Annotated in this window: 22 protein-coding genes, 1 pseudogene and 1 other annotated feature; of the genes and pseudogenes, 10 read left to right on the forward strand and 13 right to left on the reverse strand. The window is 64.6% G+C overall.

Annotation, left to right across the window (positions count from 1 at the left end):
* Positions 1–27 precede the first annotated feature (27 nt).
* From ACNQVK_RS31175 to ACNQVK_RS31185, 3 genes are read left to right on the forward strand one after another with little or no spacing between them, the layout of a single operon-like run.
* Positions 28–594 (forward strand): DNA methyltransferase, encoded by a 567-nt coding sequence (locus ACNQVK_RS31175; protein WP_418032591.1) that lies wholly within the window; start codon positions 28–30, stop codon positions 592–594.
* Complete coding sequence (locus tag ACNQVK_RS31180) at positions 587–2230, forward strand: Eco57I restriction-modification methylase domain-containing protein (protein WP_418032592.1); 1644 nt, start codon at positions 587–589, stop codon at positions 2228–2230. The genes ACNQVK_RS31175 and ACNQVK_RS31180 overlap by 8 nt, the downstream gene beginning before the upstream one ends.
* A complete protein-coding gene (locus ACNQVK_RS31185) occupies positions 2223–4760 on the forward strand; it encodes a DEAD/DEAH box helicase family protein (protein ID WP_418032593.1) in 2538 nt (845 codons plus the stop codon). The genes ACNQVK_RS31180 and ACNQVK_RS31185 overlap by 8 nt, the downstream gene beginning before the upstream one ends.
* 514 nt (positions 4761–5274) lie before the next feature.
* On the opposite strand, the gene ACNQVK_RS31190 is transcribed toward ACNQVK_RS31185, so the two are convergent.
* Together ACNQVK_RS31190 and ACNQVK_RS31195 are read right to left on the reverse strand one after the other, a co-directional pair.
* Positions 5275–6536, reverse strand: a protein-coding gene (locus ACNQVK_RS31190; RefSeq protein ID WP_109545117.1) for an IS3 family transposase whose coding sequence is annotated in 2 segments (ribosomal slippage) — positions 5275–6227 and positions 6227–6536 — 1263 coding nt in all. Because the reading frame shifts where the segments join, the coding sequence is not laid out codon by codon here.
* Positions 6106–6237: a sequence feature (AL1L pseudoknot), on the reverse strand. It overlaps the preceding gene by 132 nt.
* Before the next feature lie 506 nt (positions 6537–7042).
* Positions 7043–8446 (reverse strand): IS1380 family transposase, encoded by a 1404-nt coding sequence (locus ACNQVK_RS31195; RefSeq protein WP_011768002.1) that lies wholly within the window; start codon positions 8444–8446, stop codon positions 7043–7045.
* 30 nt (positions 8447–8476) lie between these two features.
* On the opposite strand from ACNQVK_RS31195, the gene ACNQVK_RS31200 reads away from it, so the two are divergent.
* Positions 8477–9235 (forward strand): GIY-YIG nuclease family protein, encoded by a 759-nt coding sequence (locus ACNQVK_RS31200; protein ID WP_418032594.1) that lies wholly within the window; start codon positions 8477–8479, stop codon positions 9233–9235.
* A 53-nt stretch (positions 9236–9288) separates the two neighbouring features.
* Here the strand turns inward: ACNQVK_RS31200 and ACNQVK_RS31205 are convergent, their stop codons facing one another.
* The 3 genes from ACNQVK_RS31205 to ACNQVK_RS31215 are packed head-to-tail and all read right to left on the reverse strand — an operon-like array spanning position 9289 to position 12186.
* Entirely contained in the window at positions 9289–10194 is a 906-nt protein-coding gene (locus ACNQVK_RS31205; protein WP_418032595.1) for an acetoacetate decarboxylase family protein, read from the reverse strand.
* The gene (locus ACNQVK_RS31210) at positions 10194–10898 is read right to left on the reverse strand and encodes a type 1 glutamine amidotransferase domain-containing protein (RefSeq protein WP_418032596.1); all 705 of its coding nucleotides are present in this window, start codon (positions 10896–10898) and stop codon (positions 10194–10196) included. The genes ACNQVK_RS31205 and ACNQVK_RS31210 overlap by 1 nt, the downstream gene beginning before the upstream one ends.
* 22 nt (positions 10899–10920) lie before the next feature.
* Positions 10921–12186 carry an NADH:flavin oxidoreductase/NADH oxidase family protein gene (locus ACNQVK_RS31215; RefSeq protein ID WP_418032597.1) on the reverse strand — a complete coding sequence of 422 codons (1266 nt, stop codon included), beginning with the start codon at positions 12184–12186 and terminating at the stop codon, positions 10921–10923.
* A gap of 99 nt (positions 12187–12285) precedes the next feature.
* On the opposite strand from ACNQVK_RS31215, the gene ACNQVK_RS31220 reads away from it, so the two are divergent.
* Positions 12286–12864 carry a TetR/AcrR family transcriptional regulator gene (locus ACNQVK_RS31220; protein WP_418032598.1) on the forward strand — a complete coding sequence of 193 codons (579 nt, stop codon included), beginning with the start codon at positions 12286–12288 and terminating at the stop codon, positions 12862–12864.
* 18 nt (positions 12865–12882) lie between these two features.
* On the opposite strand, the pseudogene ACNQVK_RS31225 reads toward ACNQVK_RS31220, so the two are convergent.
* The 3 genes and pseudogenes from ACNQVK_RS31225 to ACNQVK_RS31235 form a co-directional block, all read right to left on the reverse strand.
* Positions 12883–14303, reverse strand: a pseudogene (locus ACNQVK_RS31225) (SDR family NAD(P)-dependent oxidoreductase).
* Positions 14304–14363: 60 nt separating this feature from the next.
* Positions 14364–14792: an NAD(+)--rifampin ADP-ribosyltransferase gene (gene arr / locus ACNQVK_RS31230; RefSeq protein WP_418032599.1), complete on the reverse strand. Its 429-nt coding sequence runs from the start codon at positions 14790–14792 to the stop codon at positions 14364–14366.
* Positions 14793–14931: 139 nt separating this feature from the next.
* On the reverse strand, positions 14932–15678 hold the full coding sequence (locus tag ACNQVK_RS31235) for a Mut7-C RNAse domain-containing protein (protein WP_418032600.1): 747 nt from the start codon (positions 15676–15678) through the stop codon (positions 14932–14934).
* Between the two features lie 57 nt (positions 15679–15735).
* Here ACNQVK_RS31235 and ACNQVK_RS31240 point away from each other — a divergent pair, with 57 nt between their 5' ends.
* A complete protein-coding gene (locus tag ACNQVK_RS31240; protein ID WP_418032601.1) occupies positions 15736–16227 on the forward strand; it encodes a hypothetical protein in 492 nt (163 codons plus the stop codon).
* Here the strand turns inward: ACNQVK_RS31240 and ACNQVK_RS31245 are convergent.
* Positions 16220–17167 carry a hypothetical protein gene (locus tag ACNQVK_RS31245; RefSeq protein ID WP_418032602.1) on the reverse strand — a complete coding sequence of 316 codons (948 nt, stop codon included), beginning with the start codon at positions 17165–17167 and terminating at the stop codon, positions 16220–16222. The two genes, ACNQVK_RS31240 and ACNQVK_RS31245, sit on opposite strands and share 8 nt — an antisense overlap.
* A gap of 62 nt (positions 17168–17229) precedes the next feature.
* Between ACNQVK_RS31245 and ACNQVK_RS31250 the strand changes: the two genes are divergently transcribed.
* The 4 genes from ACNQVK_RS31250 to ACNQVK_RS31265 all read left to right on the forward strand — a co-directional run bounded on the left by ACNQVK_RS31250 (position 17230) and on the right by ACNQVK_RS31265 (position 20586).
* The gene (locus ACNQVK_RS31250; protein WP_418032603.1) at positions 17230–17556 is read left to right on the forward strand and encodes a hypothetical protein; all 327 of its coding nucleotides are present in this window, start codon (positions 17230–17232) and stop codon (positions 17554–17556) included.
* A 154-nt stretch (positions 17557–17710) separates the two neighbouring features.
* Positions 17711–18760, forward strand: a complete 1050-nt coding sequence (locus ACNQVK_RS31255; protein ID WP_276127088.1) for an ABC transporter permease — start codon at positions 17711–17713, stop codon at positions 18758–18760.
* A gap of 1 nt (position 18761) precedes the next feature.
* A complete protein-coding gene (locus tag ACNQVK_RS31260; RefSeq protein ID WP_418032604.1) occupies positions 18762–19751 on the forward strand; it encodes an ATP-binding cassette domain-containing protein in 990 nt (329 codons plus the stop codon).
* 1 nt (position 19752) lies between these two features.
* Positions 19753–20586 (forward strand): NYN domain-containing protein, encoded by an 834-nt coding sequence (locus ACNQVK_RS31265; protein ID WP_418032605.1) that lies wholly within the window; start codon positions 19753–19755, stop codon positions 20584–20586.
* A 3-nt stretch (positions 20587–20589) separates the two neighbouring features.
* On the opposite strand, the gene ACNQVK_RS31270 is transcribed toward ACNQVK_RS31265, so the two are convergent.
* The 4 genes from ACNQVK_RS31270 to ACNQVK_RS31285 are packed head-to-tail and all read right to left on the reverse strand — an operon-like array spanning position 20590 to position 25220.
* On the reverse strand, positions 20590–22077 hold the full coding sequence (locus ACNQVK_RS31270) for a SulP family inorganic anion transporter (protein WP_418032606.1): 1488 nt from the start codon (positions 22075–22077) through the stop codon (positions 20590–20592).
* 28 nt (positions 22078–22105) lie between these two features.
* Positions 22106–22855, reverse strand: coding sequence for an ABC transporter ATP-binding protein (locus tag ACNQVK_RS31275; protein WP_205265970.1), 750 nt, complete (start codon positions 22853–22855; stop codon positions 22106–22108).
* Positions 22852–23739, reverse strand: a complete 888-nt coding sequence (locus tag ACNQVK_RS31280; RefSeq protein WP_418032607.1) for an ABC transporter permease — start codon at positions 23737–23739, stop codon at positions 22852–22854. Before ACNQVK_RS31280 ends, ACNQVK_RS31275 begins: the two co-directional genes overlap by 4 nt.
* Positions 23740–23762: 23 nt before the next feature.
* Complete coding sequence (locus ACNQVK_RS31285; RefSeq protein ID WP_418032608.1) at positions 23763–25220, reverse strand: ABC transporter substrate-binding protein; 1458 nt, start codon at positions 25218–25220, stop codon at positions 23763–23765.
* Positions 25221–25263 lie beyond the last annotated feature (43 nt).

The following is a 25263-nucleotide window of genomic DNA, read 5'->3' on the forward strand; positions in this document are numbered from 1 at the left end:
TTCACCCCGCCGTGGTTGGTCGATGTGATGCTCGACCTGGTGAAGGGCGAGTCGGAGCGAATCGACTCCCGTTTCCTTGAACCCGCGTGTGGTTCGGGCAACTTTCTGGTTCCGGTGCTTCAACGCAAGCTGGCGACGGTTCACGCCCGCTACGGAGAGAGGGACTTCGAGCGACGCCACCAATCCCTGCTGGCGCTGATGTCGATCTACGGCATCGAGTTGCTCGATGACAACGTGGCCGAGTGTCGCGAGAACCTGCTGAAGGTGTTCGCTGACTATCTCGGCGTGGTTCAGGGAGACACCCTGTACGACGCAGCCGCAGCCGTGCTGGCGGCAAATATCGTCCACGGTGACGCTCAATCGATGACGACGCGTCAAGTCACGCCGATGCCGATCACCTTCGCTGAGTGGTCGTATCTCGGCAAGGGCAAGTTCCGCCGCCGCGATTTCCGGTTCGACACGATGACCAAGGCGTCATCCTTCCGCGAGGAGGACACCCTGTTCGCCGATCTGGGCAAACATGAAATCTTCACGTCGACCAAAGACCACGGATCATTGTCAGTCGCTGGCATCGCAGGCCGCGACCATGACTGAGCCGGTCATATTCAGTCTACGCAGCCGGAATCCGGACGTGCTGACCTGCATCGCTAACCTCTCCAACGACGAGGTGTTTACACCACCTGAGCTGGCCGCCGAGATGCTCGATCTGGTCGCAGACGCCTGGGCTGACACCCATGATGGAGCCAGCATGTGGGCCGACAGGTCGGTGACCTTTCTCGACCCATTCACCAAGTCCGGAGTATTTCTGCGGGAGGTTGCCAAGCGCCTGACTGAAGGACTGGCAGCCGACATCCCGGACCTACAGGAGCGTGTCGACCACATCCTCACTAAGCAAGTCTTCGGGATTGGTATCACTCAGCTGACTGCGATGTTGGCCCGGCGCAGCGTCTATTGCTCGAAGTTCGCCAATGGTGAGCATTCCGTTGCCAGTTTGTTCACGACAGCGGACGGCAATATCTGGTTCGAGCCTATGGAGCACACCTGGGCGGGTGCGACCGAGTTCGTCGAGACCGCCGACGGAAACGGCAACCCGATCAGGCGCGGTACCAACGGTCGGTGTTCGTACTGCGGCGCCGCTCAGACAACCCTGGACCGCGGCGAGGGGCTCGAAAGCCACGCCTACGCCTTCATCCACACCGACGACATCAACGCTCGCATCGCCGAGCTATTCGGAGACAAAATGCAGTTCGACGTCATTATCGGTAACCCGCCGTACCAACTTCAATCCGACGGCGGGACTCGGGACATCCCGATCTACCAGCACTTCGTCGAGCAAGCGAAAACACTTGCCCCCCGGTACCTCTCGATGGTTATTCCGTCCAGGTGGATGGCAGGCGGGCTAGGGTTGGCCGAGTTTCGGCGAACGATGCTTGCCGACAAGCACATCCGTGAGCTTGTCGATTACCCGAATGCCGCAGATGTCTTCCCGTCCGTCGGTATCAACGGTGGCGCTTGCTACTTCCTTTGGGATGCCTCGCACGACGGCGCCTGCAATGTCACGACGGTTCGAGGTGGGGACACCATCGGCCCGATGCCGCGGGCACTTGATGAGTTCGACGTACTCGTGCGTGACGCGCGATCACTCACCATCCTGCGAAAGGTCCTCGAGAAAGGCGAGCCATCGATCAATACAATCCTGGCGCGCGACAAGGAGTTCGGCTGGACCTCCAACTTCGGCGGCTTCCACGAGAAACAGCACTCTGGAGACGTGCCGCTGTTCTATATCCACTCGGTCAAACGGGGCAAAGGGTTCATCGCGCGCGAAGCCATCACCAAAAGCACCCACCTCATCGACACATGGAAGCTGCTCGTTCCAGCTGTTGGATCTGGTCGAGAGCGAGAAAAATCTGGTGTCGATCTCGTACTGGGTCCACCAATGATGGCGCCGTCGCCGTCCGTGTGCACACAATCGTTCCTGTTCTTCTACCTCGATTCCGAGGACCGAGTGAAGAGCGTCATGTCCTATTACGCAACGAGGTTCTTCCGATTCCTAGTCTCCCTACGGAAGATTACCCAACACGCCACCCACTCGACCTACACCTGGGTACCTATGCAATCGTGGGACAGGACATGGACAGATGCCGACCTCTACGAGAAATACGGCATCGACGAGGAAGAGCAAGGCTTTATTGAGTCGATGATCCGCCCGATGGATCTGTCAGATGACTAAGCCAATTGAGGACCTCCTTCCGGCGAAACCCGAAGCCCGCCTACGCATCTACGCGTACTCGATCGAGGACGAAGCTCATGCCGGACTGCTCAAGATCGGCCAAACCGCCCAGGGCGTGAAAGCCCGCGTCGGCCAGCAGCTCAAGACCGCGGCGATCAAGAACTATACGATTCAACTCGACGAGTCGGGCGAGCGTGAAGACGGGTCCACGTTCAGCGACCACATGGTGCGCGATCGGCTCAAGGTGAAAGGATTCATCAACACCGAGCTTGAGTGGATGGCCTGCACGGTCGCCGACGTCGCAACCGTGATCAATGAGTTACGAACAGGCCAGGCTTACACGGGTACTCACCACGAGACGTTTCCGCCGCGCCCCGAGCAGCGGGCAGCCGTCGACAAGGCGTACGCCTACTTCCAGTCAATAAGGGCCGAAGATGAAAACGCTGTTCCCAGGTTCCTGTGGAACGCCAAAATGCGGTTCGGTAAAACGTTCACCACCTATCAGCTCGCAAAGAAGCTGGGCGCACACAAGGTCTTGGTGGTCACGTTCAAACCCGCGGTCGAAGACGCCTGGCAGAACGACCTGGAATCCCATGTCGACTTCACCGGCTGGCAATACCGGTCCAAGGCGACCGAGGACCCCACCACAGCCGACAGATCACAGCCACTCGTCTACTTCGGCTCGTTCCAGGACCTGCTGGGCAAAGATAAACTAGGCAACATCAAGGCCAAGAATGCATGGCTGCACGAAATCAACTGGGATCTAGTTGTTTTCGACGAGTACCACTTTGGCGCGTGGCGCGACAGCGCCAAGGAGCTGTTCGAAGGCGAGGACGCGTCGGAGGCCAAGCAGGAGACGGCCGCTGAATACAACCCGGAACTGGACACGTTCAACGAAGAGCTCGACGAACTCGGCGAGAGCGAGGTCGAGTTCCTGCCCATCACCACCAAGGCCTACCTCTACCTGTCGGGAACGCCATTTCGAGCACTGGCGACCGGCGAGTTCATCGAGGAACAGATTTTTAACTGGACCTACACCGATGAGCAACGCGCTAAACAGCAATGGGCACAAGACTATCCCGGAGCGTGGAATCCCTACGGCGCTCTGCCCGAGATGCGGCTACTCACCTACCAGATGCCCGAGGAACTCTTGGCGATCGCCGCGCAGGGGGAATTCGACGAGTTCGACCTCAACGAGTTCTTCGCCGCGAACGGGGTCGGTGCGTCAGCGGTGTTCAAGCACAAGGACGAAGTGCAGAAGTGGCTTGACATCATCCGCGGCGCCTATTCGGCGACGCAGGTCGACAATCTGAAGCTGGGCGCAAAGAAGCCGCCGTTCCCATACTCGGACGTACGCTTGTTGCCGTATCTGAACCACTCGTTCTGGTTCCTTCCTTCGGTGGCTTCGTGTCAGGCGATGGCGAACCTGCTCGCTGAGAAGCAGAACACGTTCTTTCACGGCTACGAGGTGATGTCGGTGGCTGGCGTCGGCGCGGGCGTGGGCCTGGCTGCGTTGCCTCCGGTCCGCGCAGCCATCCGCAACGGGCACGACACGAAGACAATCACTTTGTCCTGCGGCAAGCTCACCACCGGCGTCACCGTCGCGCAGTGGTCATCAATCCTGATGCTGCGCAACCTCAGTTCGCCGGAAACCTACTTCCAGGCCGCGTTCCGCGTGCAGTCGCCATGGTCGATTAAGAACCCCAACGGTGACGACCCGAACCTGGAGGTATCCCTCAAGCCGGTCTGCTACGTGTTCGACTTCGCACCGACGAGAGCGCTGCGCCAGATCGCCGACTACGGGGCCGGTCTATCACCTGAGGTCGCCAACCCCGAAGATGCGGTCAAAGACTTGGTGAACTTCCTGCCGGTCCTGGCCTATGACGGATCCCATATGACCGCGCTGGACGCGGGCGCCATTCTCGACACCGCAATGACCGGCACATCCGCAACCCTGCTGGCCCGCAAGTGGGAGTCCGCACTGCTGGTCAACGTCGACAACGCCACTCTCCGCAAGATCCTCGACAATCCGGACGCGATGGAAGCTGTAATGCGAATCGAAGGTTTCCGGGCGCTGGGAAGCGACGTGTTCGAGACCGTGATCAACAAGAGCGAGAAGGTCAAAGACGCCAAGAAGTCCAAGGGTGAGAACATCTCCTCTTCGGAAAAGCGGGAGCTGACCGCCGAGGAGAAGGAATACAAATCCAAGCGCAAACAGATCCAGGACAAGCTGATCAAGTTCGCGACCCGCATCCCGGCCTTCATGTATCTCACCGACTTTCGGGAGAACACGCTCAAAGACGTCATCACCAAACTCGAGCCCGAGCTGTTCCGGACCGTCACTGGACTGAGTGTGGCCGACTTCCACCTGCTGGTGTCCCTCAACGTCTTCAACAGCACGCATATGAATCAGGCCGTGTTCGCGTTCCGCCGCTACGAGGACGCGTCCTTGTCCTACACCGGCATCGACAGTCACGAAGGACTCAGTCATTTCGGCCTCTACGACACGGTAGTGGCCCGCGAGGAGTAGGCGCGGTCAGCATCCGCCCTACGACCAACATTAGAAGCGCGGAACACGGTTCCGCCCAGCCTCAAGGGGAAGTTCTTGCCGGACATCGCGAACATCATTGGAATGCTCGACCGCGACGGGACCTTGTATTTGGCCGAGGACGCGCACGAGTACGGCTCTTGGCCCGATCCTTCCGATTCGAGCACGGTGTACGCGATCCCTCCGGAACGCTTGGGAAAGCCGTGTACGAACCTCTCGCACCGGGCTACGTGCCAACGATGACCTTCCCCGGTTGATCCACACAGGTCGGCGTGCATAGGATCAGCAACACGCCGAAACCCTGTACGGAACCGCCGTGGGACAAGGTCCGCTGGGAAGCCGCTCCATTCTGAGCAGGAGTCAGTCCAGGTCTAATGGCGCTGCCTAACACCCAGCGCGATGCACGCGTCGACGGGCTACGCAAGGAGCCTCCGGTAGAAGCCGGCCGAGAGGCAGTTGGGACAATGAACCGCCCTGGTTCTGCCGGAGGCTCGGGCTATTGGATTCCGACCAGGGGTTGGGCGGTCCGTTGGGCATCGTAGAACGCCGCCTCATACTCGGCGGGTGGAACGTCGTTGAGGTAGCCGTGCAGCCGGCTGGTGTTGTGCCAGTGCACCCACCCGAGGGTGGCCAACTCGACGTCCTCGACGGTCTTCCATGGCCCGCTGCGGGCGGGACCGTAGATCAGCTCGGCCTTGTAGTAGCCGTTCACCGTCTCCGCCAAGGCGTTGTCGAAGCTGTCCCCGATCGATCCGATCGAGGGGACCGCACCGATCTCAGCGAGGCGTTCGCCGTAGCGGATCGATGTGAACTGCGACCCGGCATCGGAGTGACATCGCAAGCCCACCAACATGTTTCCGCGTGACCAGCGGGCCATCTCCAATGCGTCGAGGACCATCGTGGTGCGCATGTGCGAGGCGACCCGCCAGCCGACGATCATCCGCGAGTAGGCATCGACGATGAAACACACATACGCCACCCCGGCCCACGTCGGCACGAATGTCAGATCCGTCACCCACAGTTGGTTCGGCGCGGTAGCGGTGAACGTGCGCTTCACCAGATCCGGGTGACGCGCAGCGGCGGCGTCCGGTTTGGTGGTCTTGACCCGTTTGCCGCGCCGGACCCCTTCGATCCCGAGGCTGCGCATCAGGCGGGCCACCTGATCGCGGCCGACGTCGTAGCCCTCGCGGCGAGCAGCTCTCCAGAGCTTGCGGGCCCCGTAGACGCGGTAGTTGTCCTCCCAGAGCGCCATCAGGGCCGGACCAAGCTCGGCGTCACGCTGCGCGCGTGCCGACACAGGCCGGGTCTTGGTGTCGTAGTAGGTGCTCGGGGCCATCACCACCCCTGCTGATCGCAGGACGGTGATGACGGGCTCGACCCCGAACTCCTCGCGCTGGGCGTCGATGAAGTCGACTATTTCTTGTGTTGGCGGTCGAGCTCCGCCCCGAAAAAACTGGCCGCGCGTTTCAGTATCTCGTTGGCACGCTTGAGTTCTCGATTCTCCTGCTCAAGCTCTTTGATCCGTGCCGACTCCGCGCTGGACACTCCCGGAGCGTATCCGTCATCGATGTCGGCTTGGCGGACCCAGGACCGCACCGACTCCACCCCGTAGCCGAGCTGGCGGGCCACCCGCGACACCGTGCCCTGCTCGGCACCCAACTCGGCTCTCAGGGTCCGGACCATCCGCACCGCCGCGGCCTTCTCCTCCAAGCTGTAGCGACGCGTCGTGGGCTTCCCAGCAGACTGTTCCTTCGGCATACCTGCATCCTCGTTTCCAAGGTCAGGAGCCTCCGGGATTTCCAGGGCGGTTCACAACACCGTCTCAGGCTAGTTGGGCAGTCCAGGAACTGGCGGTTTTGAACACTGCACTCACGCGATACTCCATAGGTCCTCAATCGACTAGTGCCTCGAATACTTGAAGGTGGTAATCGCTCCGCCTACGGTGGCGATATTCGACCATGCTGAGGGGATTGATAAATATGACCGACGAGCTGGTTGGACAGCGAGAAGAGGACGATGGTCTTGGAGCAGTTCGACCGTCTCGAGAAGTACAGGCGGAGATCATCGAGATTCTTCGCAACGACACGACTCGACTAGGTCAAGTTTTCCAGGGGCGGGATCGCGGACTTAGCCTCAATCCGTGGACTGACTTGAGTGGTGTGGTTCGACGGTGATTCTGACGGCGGTTTGTGGGGTGGGCAGGATGTAGCCGCTGGTCTGCCCAGCTTTTCCTGTGTGCTTCGGTGGGGCCTGTTCGGCGACGGTTAGACGGTTGCGGTAGCGGGTGGGCTGTAGCCGATGGTGTTGCGCCACAGGGTGAGCCAGTGCTCGGTCCAGGGCCAGTGGCTGGGTAGGTGCAGGATGGGTCGGCGTTGCGGTCGGGCCAGCCGTGCCGGGACGGTGATGATCGTGCGTCGCAAGGTGGCTCCCCGGGCCACTGCGTGCGCTCCACCGGCAAGCACACCGGCGGCGCGCAGCAGATTGTGGGCGATGGCCCCGCAGAGCACCCACGCGGAGTTGGCGCCGAATTGCCCGGAGGGCATGTGGGCCAAGGGGCCGGCGATCAGGTCGGCGAAGACAGTTTCGATGATCGCGTGTTGACGGTGGGTGATGTCGGCGTCGGCGGTTGGTAGGTCGGTGTTGGTGAAGAACGGGTGATACCGCCAGACCGGGAACAGGGCGTCGCGGAAGCGCGCATCTTTGACCCGACGTACCACCAGTCGGGCGGTGAAGCGGTCTGTGGTGGCCGCGAATGCGGTGTAGCTGATTTCGGCGACTTCGGCATCAGAGATCCACTCTCCGGTGTCGGGATCACGCACCGCGCCCGGGTATTTCACCGGTGTCCACGCCGCGTCGTCGATGGCGTTGATGGCCCGGTTGATCGCGCTGTTGCGGCCCATGACCACCGAGAATTGCGCACCATGGCGTCGGCAGGCGCCGACGACGGCGCGGGTGCCGTAGGACGAATCGCCGCGGACCAGGATCTGGCCGGTGACCCCGGCCGCTCGGGCCGTGGTGATGGCCTGGGCGACCATTCGACCGGCTCCTTTACCGGAGCCGGTCTTGCCGGCCCGCAGCCGCATCCCGGCGATCACCGGCGCCGCACCGGGGGTGCTGATCGTGGTCGCCAACGGCGAGAGTCCTTTGCGCAGGACCTGCTTGCCAGCGATTTTGGTGTGTCCGTAGGAGGCGCCTTGTTTGGCATGGCCGTAGACCGGTCGTAGCAGGGAGTCGATGTCGATGAACACACCGCTGTCGGATCCGGGTAGCAACTCAACGCGCCGGCAGAGGGCGGCCAAGTGTTCGCGCAGGACTGATTCGAGTTGGCGTGCGTGTCCGAAGGTGAACTCCCGCAACAGGGTTCCGATGGTTGATGGTGCGTACACATCGCCGAAGAGTGTTTTCATGCCCCCGGCCCGGACGATGTTGAGGTCATCAATGCTGTCGGCGCCGGCGCACATCCCGGCGATCACCGTGGCCAGCTTCGGTGCCGGATTCGCTGACCCGGATTTGATCTTCGGCGCGGGGATGAAGATCTTGTCAGCCAACAGATTCGGCAGGCCGGTCTGCTCAGCCAGTGTCATCACCGGCACCAGTCCGGCGCACGACACGAGATGATCCTCATCGAAGACCGCCGACGACGCAGCGAACCCGTGGGACACTTGCACTGGAAGTGCCTTTCTTAACTGGCCTGATTGATGCGTAGAGAACACCAATCCTCCCAGCTCAAGGGGCACTTTCCTTATATCGACACCCACCTACACAGGCAATTCATCGGTGGATCGAGGCTTAGTGCCGACAACATTGCAGCCGAGCTTGGCGTTGCCACCTCGGGCTTCGTTTCCAACTACACACGGACAATCCGTTCCCTCGTTGACGGTGACCTCACAACGGCACCGACCCTCGCCCTCCAGGCTGCACGGACTTTCCGCCGCTTCCTCAAGGATCACGATTGGTCACCCGAGGCCCACAGGTACCTCGAACGAAATCTCGACGAACTTGAGCGCCGTGCCAGTGACGAGACAGCTCGGACAGCGGAAGTCGAACAAGCAAAGGCGCAGACGGAACGTGCCGAGTCTGAGAACGTGCCGGGGGTCTACGTGTATGCACTTCCCCACTACCTACGCTATCCATACGAAAAGAACGGCCGAACGCTGATGAAAGTCGGGCGCAGCGACAGCGACGTGATCCAGCGATTCATGAACCAAACCCGCACCACTGCACTGCCTGAAGAGCCGATTCTTCTCAGAATCTATCGGACAGAAGCGCAATCGTCGGCTGTCGCTGAGGACCGTTTTCATCGGCTGCTCGAAGCAGCCGACCACCACCGGAGCGTCGCCCGAACAGCTGGACGCGAGTGGTTCGCCACTAGCACTCGGTTCCTCGATGAGGTGGCTGTGACTCTCGCTCTTCCAATAGAAGTCGTGAATGAAGCCGAAATCACCGAAGACGAATAGACTTCCAGGATCACTGTCACTCCGACAGGTCCGGCCCGACCTACACCATCACCTCAATCCCGCACCGCCACCGGCACCGGCATGTGCAGTGCGAGTTGACCTTCCGTGACGACGTCGAACTGAATGGTCTTGATCGGCTTGAGCGACCGCAGGTCATCCGCCATCTTCCCCTGCCCGATCTGCAGCTCCACACCCCGAGGAAACCGCGCGGTCCCTGACGACAGCATATTGGTCTGGCTCAACGTGGAATGCCAAGCGCCGTTGAGCGACGTGTAGGACGTCAGTGTCGAAACCCGTTCCCCACTACCGAACACCGTCTGCGCAGGGGTGGCAGCCGAGAGCGCGAGGTCCACCCCGCCGGCATCGTTCCCGACGCGCGCGACAGTCCGGTCCGAGTCTATAGAGACATCAAGCCCAGTCACCCACTTGGGAAACCCGTACCCGTCATGTCCGCGCACCTGGGCGATCTGTGTGCTCACCGGCAGGGACAGCACGTACGAATGCAGGTGATCGTTGGCCAGGCTGCTCGCCAGGTCGGCAACGCCAAGCTTGCCGTGCCGCGCGGGCCGCACCGCGACGCCGACAGCGGCCTCGGTGTAGAAGTCGATGTCGCACACGTCGTAGCGGAAGAACATCACCGAGACGACCCCCAGCCCGGGCGCAACCTCCAGCGGCGCAAGCGCTTTCGGCAGCCGGGTACGGATGTCACGGGATCGAGCCAGCATGACGAGCCGGGCAGTCGAGATGCGGTAGTAGAAGTTCGGCGTCAGCGTGGGACCGATCGGCGAGTTCACCTCGGTCTTGGGCATCCGGCGGAAGAAGTCGACGCTGGAGACCCGGGGATCACGGGCAACCTCGTCGAGGTCGGTGCGCATCCGAAACCGGTCATAAAGTCCATCTTTGGGCACCGTGACCAGATGCCCGCCGAGATCGACCTCGACCATGTCCTGAACAGCCATCAGCCCCTCCCCACGTCGACCACTAGCCGCTCGGCCAGCTTCTCCGAGGACTGCGGGTTCTGCCCGGTGTAGAGGTTGCCGTCGACCACCACATGGGGACGCAGCGGCAGCAATGCCTTGGAGTACTCGACGCCGGCATCTTTCAGCTTGTCCTCCAACAACCATGGCGCCTTGCGCCCGAAGCTGTTCAACAACTCTTCGCGATTGGACAGCCCGGTCATCCGCCGTCCGGCGAACGGGGACACCCCGTCCGGCCCAGCAGCGGCCAGGATCGCCGCCGGCGCGTGGCACAGCAGCGCGAGTGGCTTGCCGGATGCCAACCGCTGCGCCAGCAGTGCGCCGGACACCGGGTCGTAGGCGAGGTCTTCCATGGGCCCGTGTCCGCCGGGGTAGAACACCACGTCGTAGTCGTCGGCGTTCACGGTGTCGAGCGAGACCGGATGGGCCAGCACGTTGGCGATGCTGTCGAGATAGCTCTTGGCCTCCCGGCGCTTCCACGGCATTCCCCCGGAGATGCCGAGGCTGAGCTTGTCGAGCGTCGGCGGCTTGCCACCCGGCGTCGCGACCGTGATGTGCCATCCCGCCTCGGTGAAGATCTGGTGCGGTCGCGCGACCTCCTCGGCCCAGTACCCGGACGGATGCACCGTCCCGTCGTTGAGTGTCCAGCGGTCGGCCGCCGAGATCACCATCAGTACTTTCGTCATGATTGTCTCCTGTCCCGATCCGTTAAACCGAGGTACGAGTACCCACCCGCGGCCGCGATCCCAGCCACCGCGAGTACCGACGCAGTGCAAGACGCTGCACCAGCTGATCGGCGGCCAACGCGAAAGCCGGTCCGACGCCCAGTGCGGGGTTCTTCCGCGCCCCGAGCCGGCGCATCTGAAAACGCACCATCGCCATGCTGGCCATCGACGCCATCGGCTTGTCCGACCAGTTCACCGGTTTCAGGCTTCCCGCCGACGACAATCCGTGCCGCCAACGCGTCGGCAGATCGGGAGTGACGGCGAGCGCAGTCGCCATGCCGACCACCGCGACCCCACTCGCCAACACTTGCTCGGCTGTCTCGCGCCGGGTGATGCCGCCGGTCAGCATGAGCGGTATCGGGCTGCTCACGGCGAGCTCGGCCGCCAGTTCGAGGAAGTACGCCTCGCGGGCCGCGGTGCGGTCATCGGCCGGGCGGCCGGTCATGGCGGGGCTTTCGTAGCTGCCGCCGGACAGCTCGACCAGGTCGACGCCGAGCGGGGCAAGCATGTCGATCACCTTGCGGGCGTCGTCAGCGTCGAAGCCGCCGCGTTGGAAATCCGCTGAATTCAGTTTCACCGCAACGGAAAAGCCCGGCGACACCTCGGCGCGAATCGCGCGGACAATCTCCAGGAGCAGTCGGGCCCGGTTCTCCAGCGACCCGCCCCACTCGTCGGTGCGGTTGTTGACCAAGGGCGACAGGAACTGCGACAACAGATACCCGTGTGCGGCATGGACCTCGACGCCGTCGAATCCGGCCTGCTCGGCGCGGCGCGCGGTGATGGCGAAGCGGGTGATGGTGTCGGCGATCTGCTCGGCCGTCATCGCGACCGGCTGCCCGAATCGCTTGGAGTGCCGGCCCAGCTCTACTCCGACATCGGACGGCCCCCACACCACGCCCGGCATGTTGGCCTGGACCTGGCGGCCGGGATGGCTGATCTGCATCCACATCGCCGCACCGTCGTCCTTGCCGGCGCGCGCCCACGCCGCGAACGGCTCGAGTGGCGAGTCCGCGTCCAGGACGACGCCACCCGGCCCGGTCATCGCCTCGGCATGGACCATGACGTTGCCGGTGATGAGCAGTCCGGTGCCGCCGGCGCCCCACCTGCGGTACAGCGCGATCAGGCGCTCGTCGGGCAGCTGTGCCTTCCCGGCCATGCCCTCTTCCATCGCCGCCTTAGCGATCCGGTTGGGCAAGACCTGGCCCGACCTCAGCTGCAGGGGCGCGAACAATGCCGACGCACTCGACATGAGAACTCCTTCAAACAATGTAAGCACCGCTTACTCCTAACGACTGCTAACATACGGACAACATGTAAGCGGTGTCAACACTTGTGAGGTAAGTCCCGAATGCCCACGTCAACGCGGTCGTATCACCATGGCGACCTGCCCAGCGCGCTCGTGCAGGCCGCATTGGAGCTGCTCGAGGAGGGCGGCGCGACCGAACTGTCGCTACGCGCGGCGGCCCGGCGCGCGGGGGTGTCCACGGCGGCGCCCTACCGGCATTTCGCCGACCGCGACGCGCTGTTGTCGGCAGTCGCCGCCGTGGGTTACCGCGATCTGGCCGGACAGCTGGCAGCGGCGAGTCCGTCCCCGAAAACGCCCGACGACCTCGCGGACATCGCCATCGCCTACGTGAACTTCGCGCTGACCCGCCCTGGCCTGTTCCGCGCCATGTTCGCCGAGCCTTGCGACCCCACCAGCCCCGAACGGGTCGCGGCGGTCGACGCCATCAGCGCCTACCTGAAATCGATTGTGCAGCAGGCCATTCCTGCATCTGATCCGGACGCGATGGCGAAGGCCGTATGGGCGCTCGTGCATGGCCTGGCGTTCTTGCACCTGGACGGCAAGTTCGACGCGTCCTCCCCCGACACCGTCGCCGCGACGGTCCGCGCCACGGTGTCCGCGGCGCTCGGCCAGCTCACCTGACCGGCAACCGGGACGTCCTCACCAACTGGCCGGCGAGTAATCCTTCAAGAAGCACCCGTACAGGTCTTCGCCCAATTCCCCGCGCACGATCGGGTCATACACGCGCGCAGCACCATCCACCAGATCCAGCGGTGCGTGGAAGCCTTCTTCGGCCAGCCGCAGTTTGGTCGGGTGCGGGCGTTCGTCGGTGATCCACCCGGTATCGACCGCAGTCATCAAGATGCCGTCCTGCTCCAGCATCTCCCCCGCGCTTGTGCGGGTGAGCATGTTCAGCGCGGCCTTGGCCATGTTGGTGTGCGGGTGCCCGGGTCCCTTGTAGCCGCGGCCGAACTGGCCTTCCATCGCTGACACGTTCACCACGTACTTGCGCCGGGCGGGTGAAGCGGCCAGCGCCGGGCGCAGCCGGCTCACCAGAATGAACGGTGCGGTCTGGTTGCACAGCTGCACTTCGAGGAGCTCCATCGCGTCGACCTCGTGCACGCGTTGGGTCCAGCTGTTCACCGACGCAGTGTCCGGCAGCAGCCCACCCGCGTCGATGGCCGTCCCCGCGGCGATCCGCTCGGGTGAGGCGCTGCGGGCGGTCAGGGCCAGCTCGGTCAGTGCGTGTGGGGCGGGGTGCTCGCCGAGGCTGCCGGCCAGGGCATGCGGATGCGCGTCACTGACGTGGTCGAAGGTGACCACGTCCACCAAGGCCGGCGGCGGGGTCCGCTCGGCCTCCACCAGCGCGGCATACGAGCCGGCGGGCGGCGCACCGTCTGGGCCGCGTTGTTGATCAGGATGTCCAGCGGCCCCTGCGCGGCCACCTCGTCGGCGAGCGCAACCACCTGGGCCGGGTCCCGCAGGTCGATCCCCACCACCCGCAGCCGGTGCAACCAGTCGGCACTGTCCTCCATCGCGGCGAAGCGACGCACCGCGTCGTTGGGAAACCGGGTGGTGATCGTGGTGTGCGCACCGTCGCGCAACAGCCGCAGCGCGATGTACATGCCGATCTTGGCGCGCCCGCCGGTGAGCAGGGCCGTGCGCCCGGTCAGGTCGGTGCGGGCGTCGCGCTTGGCCCGGTTCATCGCAGCGCATTCCGGACAAAGTTGGTGGTAGAAGGCATCGACCACGGTGTGATGCTGCTTGCAGATGTAGCAGGCCCGCGAGCGCAGCAGCGTGCCGGCACTGGCCCCGACCGCGGTGGACACCAGCGGCAGACCCTGGGTCTCGTCGTCGATCCGTCCCGGCGCACCCGTGGCGGTGGCGGCGATGACCGCGCGGTCAGCGGCCGCGATCGCGTCGCGTCTGGCGGCCCGGCGCTCCTTCTTCAGCGCCTTGAACATCTTCCCCGTGGCCTGGCGCACAGCAACGGCATCGGGATGCTCGGGCGGTAGCGCCGACACCTCGGAGAGCACCCGCAGGCACGTGCTGAGCTGGTCAGGGTCGATCGCGTTCACCATCGAAGGGTACGGGGAGTGGGCACAAATCCCCGTATCGAGCGAACCGGCGGGGCCTGGAGATCAGTCGTAGATGACGTCCAGCCCTCGCCGCCGAAGGTCCGCCAGGCCGTCGCGCATACCCTGGAGCTGCTCGGTTGAATGCCCCACCCAGTCGGTGATCTCCCCGACGATTCTGACCGGCTCACGGGTTCGGTAGGAGCAGGTCGGGTTTCCGGGCGGCTTCTTGTCGGTGACGTTCGGGTCGTCCTCGATCGCACCTTCGGGTTCGACGATGTAGATGCGGCCCCGCCCCTCACCGGCGGCCATCTCGGCTCCCCACACCGCGGCGTCCAATGTCCGGGTGACGTACACATGGTTCATGATCCGCCCGGCTTGGTAATTCGACTCGCGTCCTGGCACCAAGCAATCGCCCACCGCCAAGTCGGCCTTGGTGCCGTGCAGAAACGCCCCGGACTCGTGCACTTCAAACGGCTTCGGCGTACTCGTCACAATCTCCCCTTCGTCACGGACCGGAAGATTGTGCAGCACGTCAGGGGCCTTGCCGCAAGCCCCACCCCCCGCCGTATAGTGAGAGTGGGAACAGATCCAAACTCCTTCGCGCCCAGCCAATCCGATTCGGCGCTGAGAATCAGAGTTGGTCGATAAGTTCACCGACGAGACCGGTTAATCTCGTGAAATGTGATCCGGCCCAATAGATTCGCCCGCAGTCCGGGCAGTGACTGAATTCGTCGTAGTAGCGGCGAGTCAACGGCTCCAGACGGTCCATCACCGCCTCCTTCGACACAGCCGCCAGCGTGCCGTTGCATCGAACGCACCGGGTGAACGGCGCGACCCGGCGCCGCAGATCCAGCCGCCGCAGCACCTCGAGCGTCTGCACCTCGGGCTGCTGGGAGTGGACGAACAAACCGTGGGTGATCGCGCGACGCTTCAACAGGCCACGGTCACGGGTCAGCAGGATCCGCTGCTGCTCGACGCTGATATCGGCAAGGGTCTGATCGTCGGCGTCGCTGGACCACCACACGTCGAACCCGAGCACCCGCAGCATCCGCGCCAGCCGGCCGAGGTTGACGTCGATCACGAACCGGGGATTTCGCAGCGGCACCGGGCGCAGCCGCGCTGTCGCACCGATGTCGAGCGCCTCGAACATCGGGTACACCGCGATGCGGTCGCCGCCGGCCGGTCGGTGCCCGAGGCCGGCGGGATCCCCGTTCACCAGGATCAGGTCCACCTCGGTGTGCGGAATGCCCATCGCCTCCAGAACATCCTTGACTGTCTGATGGCTCTGGCATGGTCGATGCGCGCACAGCCCCCGCGACCCGGGGTCGAGGAAGTCGTTGAGCTCGGCGTAGGCCCGGACGGTGACGAAACCGGCCATACCGCCATGGTCCCGCGCGGCCTGGGCAACGTCCAATAATCGGCCTAGCGTGAGGGCATGACCGAGCAGTCACCCGCGATCACCGTGGCTCATCCGCCGAAAGGGATGATGCGCGTCGTCAACCCGGCCCTGCGGTTGATGCTGCGCACGCCGTTCGCCGGCGCCGCACGCAAGCAGTTCATGGTGCTGACCGTCCGCGGCCGAAAGACCGGTCGGCAGTACGCGATTCCGCTGAGTGCGCATTTCATCGACGGCACGCTGTATGCGATGACCGACGCGCCCTGGAAGCGCAATCTCCGCGACGGCGCGACCGCCGAAGTCCTGCACGACGGCCAGACCACAACCATGCGAGGCGAACTCATCCAGGACCGCGCCACCCTCGCCGATCTGTTCCACCGCTGCGCGGAGTCCTACGGCGCCAAGCGCGCCCAGCGGATGATGGGGCTGACGTTCCGCGATCAGCGCATTCCCACGCTGGAGGAGTTCACCGAAGCGGTCGACCGAGAACACCTCGCCGCCATCCGGTTGACCCCAGAGACTGCTACTTGAGGCAGGTGTCGAACTCGTCGCGGATCCGCTGCTGCAGCGCCAACGCATCGGGCACGAGCGGTTCGGTCTTGGTGCGGTCGCCACTGGGGTAGTCGCATTTGCCGATCATGGCGCTGCCCGCCCAGCGTGGCTCGTTGTAGCGGGCCCGATCGTCGGCCCAGCGCCAGAGGAGGTCGGCGGGATGCGCCGGGCCGGCCTCGATCGCGTGAATGGTCCGCACCACGTCCTCGTAGGCGGTCGCCGGCGTCGGCACGCTGAAGGTCAGGCGCTCGATCCGCCCGTCCCGGACACCGATCCAGCCTGGTTGAGCAGGCGTCGACGCGGTCAGTTGCCCGTCGATGCGTTGTTTGTCCGCAGGTGCCAACCGGTTGAAGATCATCCAGTGCGGATCGGCGACCCGGTCGGCCGCGGATACCTCGATTTCGCTGGGTGGCCGGTCGGCGAAGATACGCAGGACGGCGTCGACCGCGGCACCCGGTTTCTCGGCCTCCATGATTCGTATCTTCGACGTGTCCGGCGCGGCGCCGGACCACGTGATCTCACCGGCCGGAGTGGTGTCTGCCCGAAGCCGACGCAGTTGTCCGGCCACCTGCTCAATGCCGTCCGGCAGATCGGCGCCACCTGAGATCGAGGTCTGTTCGGCCACAAGGATCTTCATCCGCTGGTCGAATTTCGCGAAGTCCTTGCCGCGTAGCTCGTCGAGTTGGGCGGCCACCGCGCCGACCTGCTGATCGCTGGCCTGGTCCATGTCGACCTTGAGTTCGAACCGAGTGCCCTCGAGGACGCCGTTGTCATAGGTCAGGTCGACGTCCGACACACCCGGCATCGCCGCGACGCGGTCTCGGATGCCGAGTGCTTCCTGCTCGCGATCGGGCGCACCGGTGCAGCCGCTCAGCCCGGCCGTCACCGCAACCAACAGCGCGGCGGCAGCAAGTCGCATGTTGCTCAGCGTACGACGGTCAATGGACGACGTGCGCTAGCGTTGCCGCCCGAGGGGGCATGATGATTGAAAACCTACTTGCCGATGGCGGAATCGCATATCAGATCGGCTCCACGATCGGCGCAGTTCTCTGGCCCGCTGTCGGTGCACTGTTGCTGACCATCGGTGTCCGCCGTCGAATGGCCCATAGCCGCTGGGTTCGTCACGACGACGACCGATTGCTTCACCCCGAAAGCTCCGGGCCGGTCGACGATCGACCGCCCCCGCAGGCGTCCAACGGGACCTGGTTCATGATCAGCGGTACGGCACTGCTGATCATCGGGCTTCTCCACCTCGTCGCGCTGGCCATCGACCCGGGAACGACGCCGAGCACGCCTCCGTACTCCTGAGTGCCTGATTCGGACTCCGTCAAAAAGTTTGACGACCTCCCCACCCACAAACCACCCGAACCAGCCAGCACCCCGCCCCACACCAAATGCCCCAATAACCGCCACCTGCCACATCCATCTCGGTAACGTCGGACCTGATGAGCGGGGCACCGACGTGTTGATCGCGGCGTTACGCGATCTGCAGTGGCGCCGACGGCGATTCATGATCGCCGCAGTCGGCACCGCGTTGGTTTTTGCCATGACGCTGGTATTGACGGGCCTGGCGAACGGTTTCCGCGTCGAAGCCGAACGCAGCGTCGACGCCCTCCACCTGGATGCGTTCATGATCAAGGAGGGCGCGGCCGGTCCCTTTCTCGGCTCAGCTCCGTTGCCGCTCACCGACGTTCAACGGGCGGCCAGGCTTCCGGGTGTCGTCACCGCGGTCCCGCTGGTGTACGGCTCGTCGACCATCCCCGCCGGCGGCACCCCGCGGAACGTCAACGTGTTCGGGGTTCCGGAGCAGGGCCCGGGCACCCCGACATTGAAGGAGGGCAGGGCACCGCATACGCCCGACGAAGTCGCGGTATCGACGACGATGGGTCGCCCGGTCGGTGCCGATGTCGACGTCGGTGCGTCGAAACTGCGGGTTGTCGGGCTGGTCGATGACCTCACTGCCCTGGCCGCGCAGGACAACATCTACCTGACGGTCCCCGGCGCCCAACAACTGCTGTTCTCCGGGCAGAAGCTGATCTCGTCGGTCGGTATCGTCGGCAATCCGGGCGCGGCGCCACCGGAGTTCCGCATCGTCGACCGGGCCGGCGCCATCGACGACATGGTGCGTCCGTTGCGGGGCGCCAACCAGGCGATGAGCTTGATGGCCGGGCTGCTGTGGGCGGTCGCGGCGCTGATCGTCGGCTCGGTGATCTACCTGTCCGCCCTCGAACGCACTCGCGACTTCGCGGTGTTCAAGGCCGTCGGCGTGGCCACCCGGTCGATCATGGCCGGGTTGGCGATGCAGGCCGTCGCCGTCGCCCTGCTGGCCGCCCTGTTGGGCGCGGGGCTCTCGCTTGTGCTCGGGCCGCCGTTCCCGATGCGCTGCGACGTCCCCACCCTGGCATTCGTCGCGCTGCCGATCGTCGCCGTCGTGATCGGCCTGCTGGCCAGCGTGGCCGGGTTGCGCCGCGCCGTCACCATCGACCCCGCCCTGGCATTCCGAGGACCCTGACATGGCCGACCTTCTCGTCAAAGACCTCGTCGTGGAGTACTCCAGCGGCGGCTACGCGGTGCGCCCCATCGACGGCCTGGACCTCGAAGTCCCCGCCGGATCGTTGGCAATCCTGTTGGGCCCCAGCGGGTGCGGAAAGACCACCCTGCTGTCGTGTCTGGGCGGGATCCTCAAGCCGACCGCAGGCCGCATCGAATTCGGCGACGTCGACGTCACCACCCTGAACAAGAAGGCGCTGTCTGACTACCGGCGCGACACAGTCGGGATCGTGTTCCAGGCATTCAACCTGGTGCCCAGCCTGACCGCGATGGAGAACGTGATGGTGCCGCTGCGCGCCGCGGGCATGAGCCGCTACGGCTCCCGCGAACGCGCCATGGAGCTGCTCACCCGCGTCGGTCTCGAGCACCGACTACACCACCGCCCCGGCAATCTCAGTGGTGGACAACAACAGCGCGTCGCCGTGGCCCGCGCGATCGCGCTCGACCCGCCGCTGATCCTGGCCGACGAACCCACCGCCCACCTGGACTTCATTCAGGTCGAGGAAGTGCTGCGGCTCATCCGTGAGCTCGCCAGCGACGAACGCGTCGTCGTTGTCGCCACCCACGACACCCGCATCCTGCCGCTGGCCGACCAGGTCGTGGAGCTCGTCCCCCACGTCGCCGTCGAGCATCAGGGCCCCGAAACCGTGACCATCGAAGCCGGCGAGGTGCTGTTCACCCAGGGCGAGATGGGCGACCTGATCTACATCATCACCGACGGTCAGATCGAGCTGGCCCGCGAATTGGCCAGCGGTGGTGAGGAAGTCATCAAGGTCGTCGGACCCGGTGACTACTTCGGGGAGATGGGTCCGCTGTTCAGCCTGCCGCGGTCGGCCACCGCCCGCGCGAAGACCGACGCCGCTATCATCGGCTATACGGTGCAGGCGTTCCGGGAACTGCTCGGCCCCACCGGCGCTCGAAACCTCATCGGGCGATCCGAATCCGAGGACTGATGTGACCGAACTAGATACCCGCGTCGCGGTCTACCTCGACTTCGACAACATCGTCATCTCCCGCTACGACCAGGTCAACGGCCGCAACTCTTTTCAGAAGGACAAGGCCAAAGGCCTGGAGGACGACAAGCTCACCAAGGCCACCGTCGACCTCGGCGCCATCCTGGACTTCGCCTCATCCTTCGGCACGTTGGTGCTCACCCGCGCCTATGCGGACTGGTCGGCCGATCTCAACGCCGGATACCGTGAGCAGCTCGTCGGTCGCGCTGTTGACCTGGTGCAGCTCTTCCCCGCTGCCGCGTACGGCAAGAACGGCGCCGACATTCGGCTGGCTGTCGACACGGTCGAGGACATGTTCCGCCTGCCCGACCTCACCCACGTGGTGATCGTGGCCGGCGACTCCGACTACATTCCCCTGGCCCAGCGCTGTAAACGGCTGGGCCGCTATGTCGTCGGCATCGGAGTGGCCGGCTCCTCCAGCCGGGTGCTGGCCGCCGCGTGCGACGAGTTCGTCGTCTACGACTCGCTGCCCGGCGTCCCTTCCCTCAGTACCGAGCCCGAACCCAAGCCGCAGAAGCGCACCCGCAAGCAGGAAGAACCCGACCCGCAGGCGCAGGCCACCGCGCTGCTCACCCGGGCCCTACAGATCGGCCTGGAGAAGGACGACGTCGAGTGGCTGCACAACTCCGCGGTCAAAGCTCAGATGAAGCGGATGGACCCGTCGTTCAGTGAGAAGTCGTTGGGCTTCAAGTCGTTCAGCGATTTTCTGCGGTCGCGTTCCGATGTCGTCGAGCTGGATGAGAGTTCGACGACGCGCATGGTCAAGTTGCGCTGACCCTCACACGCCCAGCCGCCCCGACAAGCGGTTCAGCCGGTCCAGGCTCGCACCGTCGAGCCCGGTGAACGAAACGGTCTTCCCGCGCGACGAGTACTTGAGCCTGATCGCATCGAGACTCGCGACCGATGACGCGTCCCACACCGACACACCGGACATGTCGATCACGACCTCGTCAGGGTCCCCGGCGTAGTCGAACTGGTGCACCAGGTCATTGCTGGACACGAAGAACAGGTCTCCGCGGACCCGATATGTGCGCGTGCCGTCCGGTCCAGATTCAACCGACACCGAGGTGAAGTGTGCGACGCGCCGGGCGAATGCCACCATCGCTGTGAGCACTCCGAGCGACACCCCGACCGCAAGATTTCCCGTGGCGGCAGTCGCGATGACGGTGACCACCATGACCAGAGTCTCGCTGCGCGGCAGCATCTTCAAAGTCCTCGGCGTCACGCTGTGCCAGTCGAAGGTCGCGAACGACACCACGATCATCACCGCCACCAGCGCGGCCATCGGGATGCGACCGACGAGATCACCGAGCGATACCACCAGGATCAGAACGAACACCCCGGTCAGCAGCGTAGACAGTCTGGTCCGGGCCCCGGCCACCTTGACGTTCATCATGGTCTGCCCGATCACCGCGCAGCCCCCCATGCCGCCGAAGATCGCGGTGACCACATTGGCCATGCCCTGCCCGCACGCTTCACGGGTCTTGTTGGACGGTGTGTCGGTGATGTCGTCGACGAGCTTGGCCGTCATCAGCGACTCCAGCAGGCCAACCAGTGCCGCACCCAACGCATAGGGCGCGATCACCTGCAGTGTGTGCAGGGTAAGCGGAACGTGCGGAAATCCGGGCACCGGCAGCGAATCAGGCAGGGCCCCTTGATCTCCCACGTCGGGCACGTCCCAGCCGAGCAAGACCACGGCCACCGTCAGCACCAGCACCACCACCAGAGGCGCGGGCACCGCCGTGGTCAGCTTGGGCAGCGCGAACATCAGCACCACGCCCACGGCAGTCAGCGGATACACCAGCCACGGCACGTCGACCAGATGCGGCAGCTGTGACACCAGCACCAGGATGGCCAGCGCGTTGACGAAACCGACCATCACGCTGCGCGGGATGAACCGCATGAGCTTGGCCACCCCGAACCAGGCGAGCAGCATCTGGATGACACCCGCCAGGAGAATCGTGGCGACGAGGTATCCCACCCCGAATTCCCGCGACACCGGGGCGACGACGAGCGCGACCGCCGCGGTGGCGGCCGTGATCATCGCGGGCCGTCCGCCGGTGAAGGCGATGGTGATCGCCATCGTCACCGTCGAGAACAGGCCCACCCGCGGATCGACCCCGGCGATCACCGAGAACGCGATGGCCTCGGGGATCAGCGCCAATGCGACGACCAACCCGGCCAGCACCTCCGTGCGCAGCACGGCCGGCGACCGCAACGACGGACCGGTCGAAGGCGCGCGGAACCCAGGGACGGTGATACTCATGGAAACTCCTTGACGAACAGTGCAACTGCTACGCGGCAGGGCGATGGCCGAGGAAGTCCAGGATGGCGCGCCGGCGCCGCTGGTAGGACTCCTCGAACTGCGCCTCAGGCGTGCGGGGGTTCTCGATCGTGATGACATCGGCGACGGTTGCGGGCCGATGGCTCAACAACACTATCCGGTCGGCCAGTAGCAGCGCCTCGTCGACGTCGTGGGTGACGAACAGCAGCGTCATCTTCTGGGTCTCCCACACCGACGTCAGCAGCTGCTGCATCTCAAGCCGCGTCTGCGCATCCAGCGCACCGAACGGCTCGTCCATCAACATCACCCGGGGCTCACAGGCCAACGTGCGGGCCAGCTGGACCCGCTGCCGCATGCCACCCGAAAGCTGGCTCGGCAGGTGATCCAAGTAGTCGCCGAGGCCGACCTGTTCCAGCCGGGTGGTGGCTTTCTCCTTGAGCTCCTTGCCCCGGACCCCACGGAGTTTGAGCGGGAACTGAACGTTCTTGAGTGCGGAGCGCCAGGGGAACAGCGCATCCTCCTGGAACACCATGGCGCACTGCGCGACATTGCCGGTGACGGGTGCACCGTCGACGGTCGCGGTGCCACCCATCGGTTTCAGCAGCCCGGCCAAGGCCCGCAGGATGGTCGACTTGCCGCAGCCCGACGGGCCGAGGAACACCACGACTTCGCCGGGCTCGATCGCCAGGGTGATGTTCGCTGCGACAACGCCATTGAAGCCGAGTTGCAGCTGCTGGAGGTTGACGGCGCCGGTGCTCATCGGGCCGCCCTCGGCAGCCAGCGGTTGACCCGCCGTCCGACGCGTTCGACCAGCCAGGCGGTGCCCAGCCCGAGCGCGCCGATAGAGATCATGCCGACCACGACGCCGGCGTAGTCCAGCAGCCCGTAGGCCTGCCAGGTGTAGTACCCGATGCCGAACTGGCCCGAGATCATCTCGGCACTCACCACACAGATCCACGCGACACCCATCGCCACCGATAGCCCGGCGAAGATGCCCGGCAGCGCACCGGGGATGATGACGTGAAACAGCAACGACATTCGGCCGGCACCCATGGTCTGCGCGGCTTCCTCCCACACCTTCGGCATCGCGTCCATGGCGTGGATCGTGCTGACCACCACCGGGAAGAACGCCGCGAAGAAGGTGATGAACACGATTCCCTGCTCGCTGGACGGGAACAGCAGGATGGTCAGCGGCACCAGCGCGATCGCGGGTATGGGACGGATCAGTTCGATGAACGGCCGCAAGGTCATTCGGGCGATCTCGGAGCGACCGACCAGTACGCCCAACCCGATGCCGACCACCGCGGCGAGGCCGAAGCCCAACAGGATTCGCTGCAGGCTGGCGAGCAGGTCGTCGTAGTAGATTCCCGAGCCGACCCGTGCCAGTAGGGTCTGCATCACCGCTTCCGGCGTCGGCATCCGGTTGAACCGCAGCCAGGCCACCACGTTGTTGGCGGTCAGCAGGTGCCAGAGCACCAGGAACGCGGTGATCGGGATCAGCGGCAGCAGCAGGGCCGGTATGCGCCGGGCCACCGATGCCGGCACCAGGTCAGCGAGCCTGCGCCGCCCGGACTTCTCAGTCCGGTTGGCCGGGGACCACAACCGCGGTGCAGCGATCGTGGGCCTGGTCATGAGCTCGGTCATGCGGTTTCCTTTCGGGGAGGGGTTTAGCCGGCGGTGCGGGACTGCCCCACGGCAGCCGGGTAGGCGACGGATAGGGCCTGCGGGTGGCTTGTCCGGTAGGTATCGGCACCGGCGCCGGTGGCGAACGGCTTGTAGCGCTGAGTGGGCGGTGCGGTCGGATCGTCCAGCCACACCGCGTGATCGGCGAAGATCCGCAGCCCGGTCAAGGTGTCGGGCACGTAGGCTGCCCGCACGTCTGCCGTCGCGGCCACCCGGCGCAGCAGGCATGTCGGGGTGGCGGCGACGTCAGTGGTCTCCGATGCCGACGCCCACACCTCAGACGCCTGCGCCGGATCGTTCACCGGCAGCCCGCACACGTCGTCGAAACCGGTGAGCGTCATCGGATTGGCCACGCCGGCACGACGCTGCGGGTACTGATCTCCGAACAACTGCCGCAGATAGCTGTCATTGACGAAGCCGGGAACATCGAAATCCTTTGTCACCGAACCACGCCCGACCAGATAGTCCTTGACCGACTCGAACGCGGCGAGGAATTGGCCCTTGAGGGTCATGTCGAAGCTGACCAGCCCGTTGGGGCCGTTGTACAGGTAGATCACCTCCGGTTCGATGCCGGTGAGCTCTCCCACGCGCTTCGCCGCTGCCAGCGGATGCGCGACGATGTCATCGGTGGTCGACTTCATCGCCCGCAGGAACGCGGCCATCACCTCGGCATGACCTCCGGCGAACTGCTTGCGCACCACCACACCGTGGAAGGTCGGCACATTGTTGTCGCCGCCGTCGTACAGCAGCCGACCCTGGTTGCGGTAGATCACCAGCTGCGGCCATGGCACGAACTGCGCCAGGCCGTCGACCTGTCCCCCGTCGATCGCCGAGGCACCCACCGACGGATCCTGGTTGACGATGTGCACTGCGCTCTTGTCCATCCCGCTGTGGCGCACCGCTGACGAGAACATGCCGTCTCCGGCCGATCCGAGACTGGTCGACACCTTCTTGCCCGTCAGGTCAGCAAGCGTCTGGGCTGAGGAATCCGACGGCACGACAACCTGATTCAGGGAGCCACGCAGGTTGTAGCCGGTGGTCGCGATCATCTCGGTGACCGCGTCGTCGTACTTGCGAGTCTTGGATCCGTTGGTGAGCAGCGGGTAATCACCCATCGAGCCGATGTCGACGTGGGTGGCGATCATCTGCGCGGTCAACGGGGCGCCCGAGGCGAAGTCCTGCCACACCACCCGGTATTTGGTGCCGGTGGCCGCGCCCAGTTCCTTGAGCGCGTTCTCGAAATCACCCCGGTCGCGCAGCAGGGTGCCGGCGTTGACGGTGTTGATGGTCTTGGATTGGTAGCCGACGTTGACGACGACGGTCGGCTCGGTGAGCAGACCGCAGCCGGTGAGCAGCTGCGCGCCACCGACCGTGAGTGCGGCCAGCAGTGCAGCTGACCGGGCCCGCCACCGGCCCCGAGGGAGATGTTGCACGTCGTCCATACCGACAAGGGTCGACGGCTTCTGTTACCTCACTGTCATGTGA

The sequence above is a fragment of the Mycobacterium sp. 134 genome (assembly GCF_048282715.1).
GTDB lineage: Bacteria > Actinomycetota > Actinomycetes > Mycobacteriales > Mycobacteriaceae > Mycobacterium > Mycobacterium septicum.

Coding starts and splice junctions, on each gene's coding strand:
- ACNQVK_RS31285 (WP_418032608.1), bottom strand. CDS start 25,220: ATGGACGACGTGCAACATCTCCCTCGGGGCCGGTGGCGGGCCCGGTCA.
- ACNQVK_RS31215 (WP_418032597.1), bottom strand. CDS start 12,186: ATGTCGAGTGCGTCGGCATTGTTCGCGCCCCTGCAGCTGAGGTCGGGC.
- ACNQVK_RS31240 (WP_418032601.1), top strand. CDS start 15,736: ATGACCGAGCAGTCACCCGCGATCACCGTGGCTCATCCGCCGAAAGGG.
- ACNQVK_RS31270 (WP_418032606.1), bottom strand. CDS start 22,077: ATGAGTATCACCGTCCCTGGGTTCCGCGCGCCTTCGACCGGTCCGTCG.
- ACNQVK_RS31220 (WP_418032598.1), top strand. CDS start 12,286: ATGCCCACGTCAACGCGGTCGTATCACCATGGCGACCTGCCCAGCGCG.
- ACNQVK_RS31280 (WP_418032607.1), bottom strand. CDS start 23,739: ATGACCGAGCTCATGACCAGGCCCACGATCGCTGCACCGCGGTTGTGG.
- ACNQVK_RS31205 (WP_418032595.1), bottom strand. CDS start 10,194: ATGGCTGTTCAGGACATGGTCGAGGTCGATCTCGGCGGGCATCTGGTC.
- ACNQVK_RS31260 (WP_418032604.1), top strand. CDS start 18,762: ATGGCCGACCTTCTCGTCAAAGACCTCGTCGTGGAGTACTCCAGCGGC.
- ACNQVK_RS31275 (WP_205265970.1), bottom strand. CDS start 22,855: ATGAGCACCGGCGCCGTCAACCTCCAGCAGCTGCAACTCGGCTTCAAT.
- ACNQVK_RS31245 (WP_418032602.1), bottom strand. CDS start 17,167: ATGCGACTTGCTGCCGCCGCGCTGTTGGTTGCGGTGACGGCCGGGCTG.
- ACNQVK_RS31200 (WP_418032594.1), top strand. CDS start 8,477: ATGCGTAGAGAACACCAATCCTCCCAGCTCAAGGGGCACTTTCCTTAT.
- ACNQVK_RS31175 (WP_418032591.1), top strand. CDS start 28: ATGCTCGACCTGGTGAAGGGCGAGTCGGAGCGAATCGACTCCCGTTTC.
- ACNQVK_RS31180 (WP_418032592.1), top strand. CDS start 587: ATGACTGAGCCGGTCATATTCAGTCTACGCAGCCGGAATCCGGACGTG.
- ACNQVK_RS31210 (WP_418032596.1), bottom strand. CDS start 10,898: ATGACGAAAGTACTGATGGTGATCTCGGCGGCCGACCGCTGGACACTC.
- ACNQVK_RS31235 (WP_418032600.1), bottom strand. CDS start 15,678: ATGGCCGGTTTCGTCACCGTCCGGGCCTACGCCGAGCTCAACGACTTC.
- ACNQVK_RS31250 (WP_418032603.1), top strand. CDS start 17,230: ATGATTGAAAACCTACTTGCCGATGGCGGAATCGCATATCAGATCGGC.
- ACNQVK_RS31185 (WP_418032593.1), top strand. CDS start 2,223: ATGACTAAGCCAATTGAGGACCTCCTTCCGGCGAAACCCGAAGCCCGC.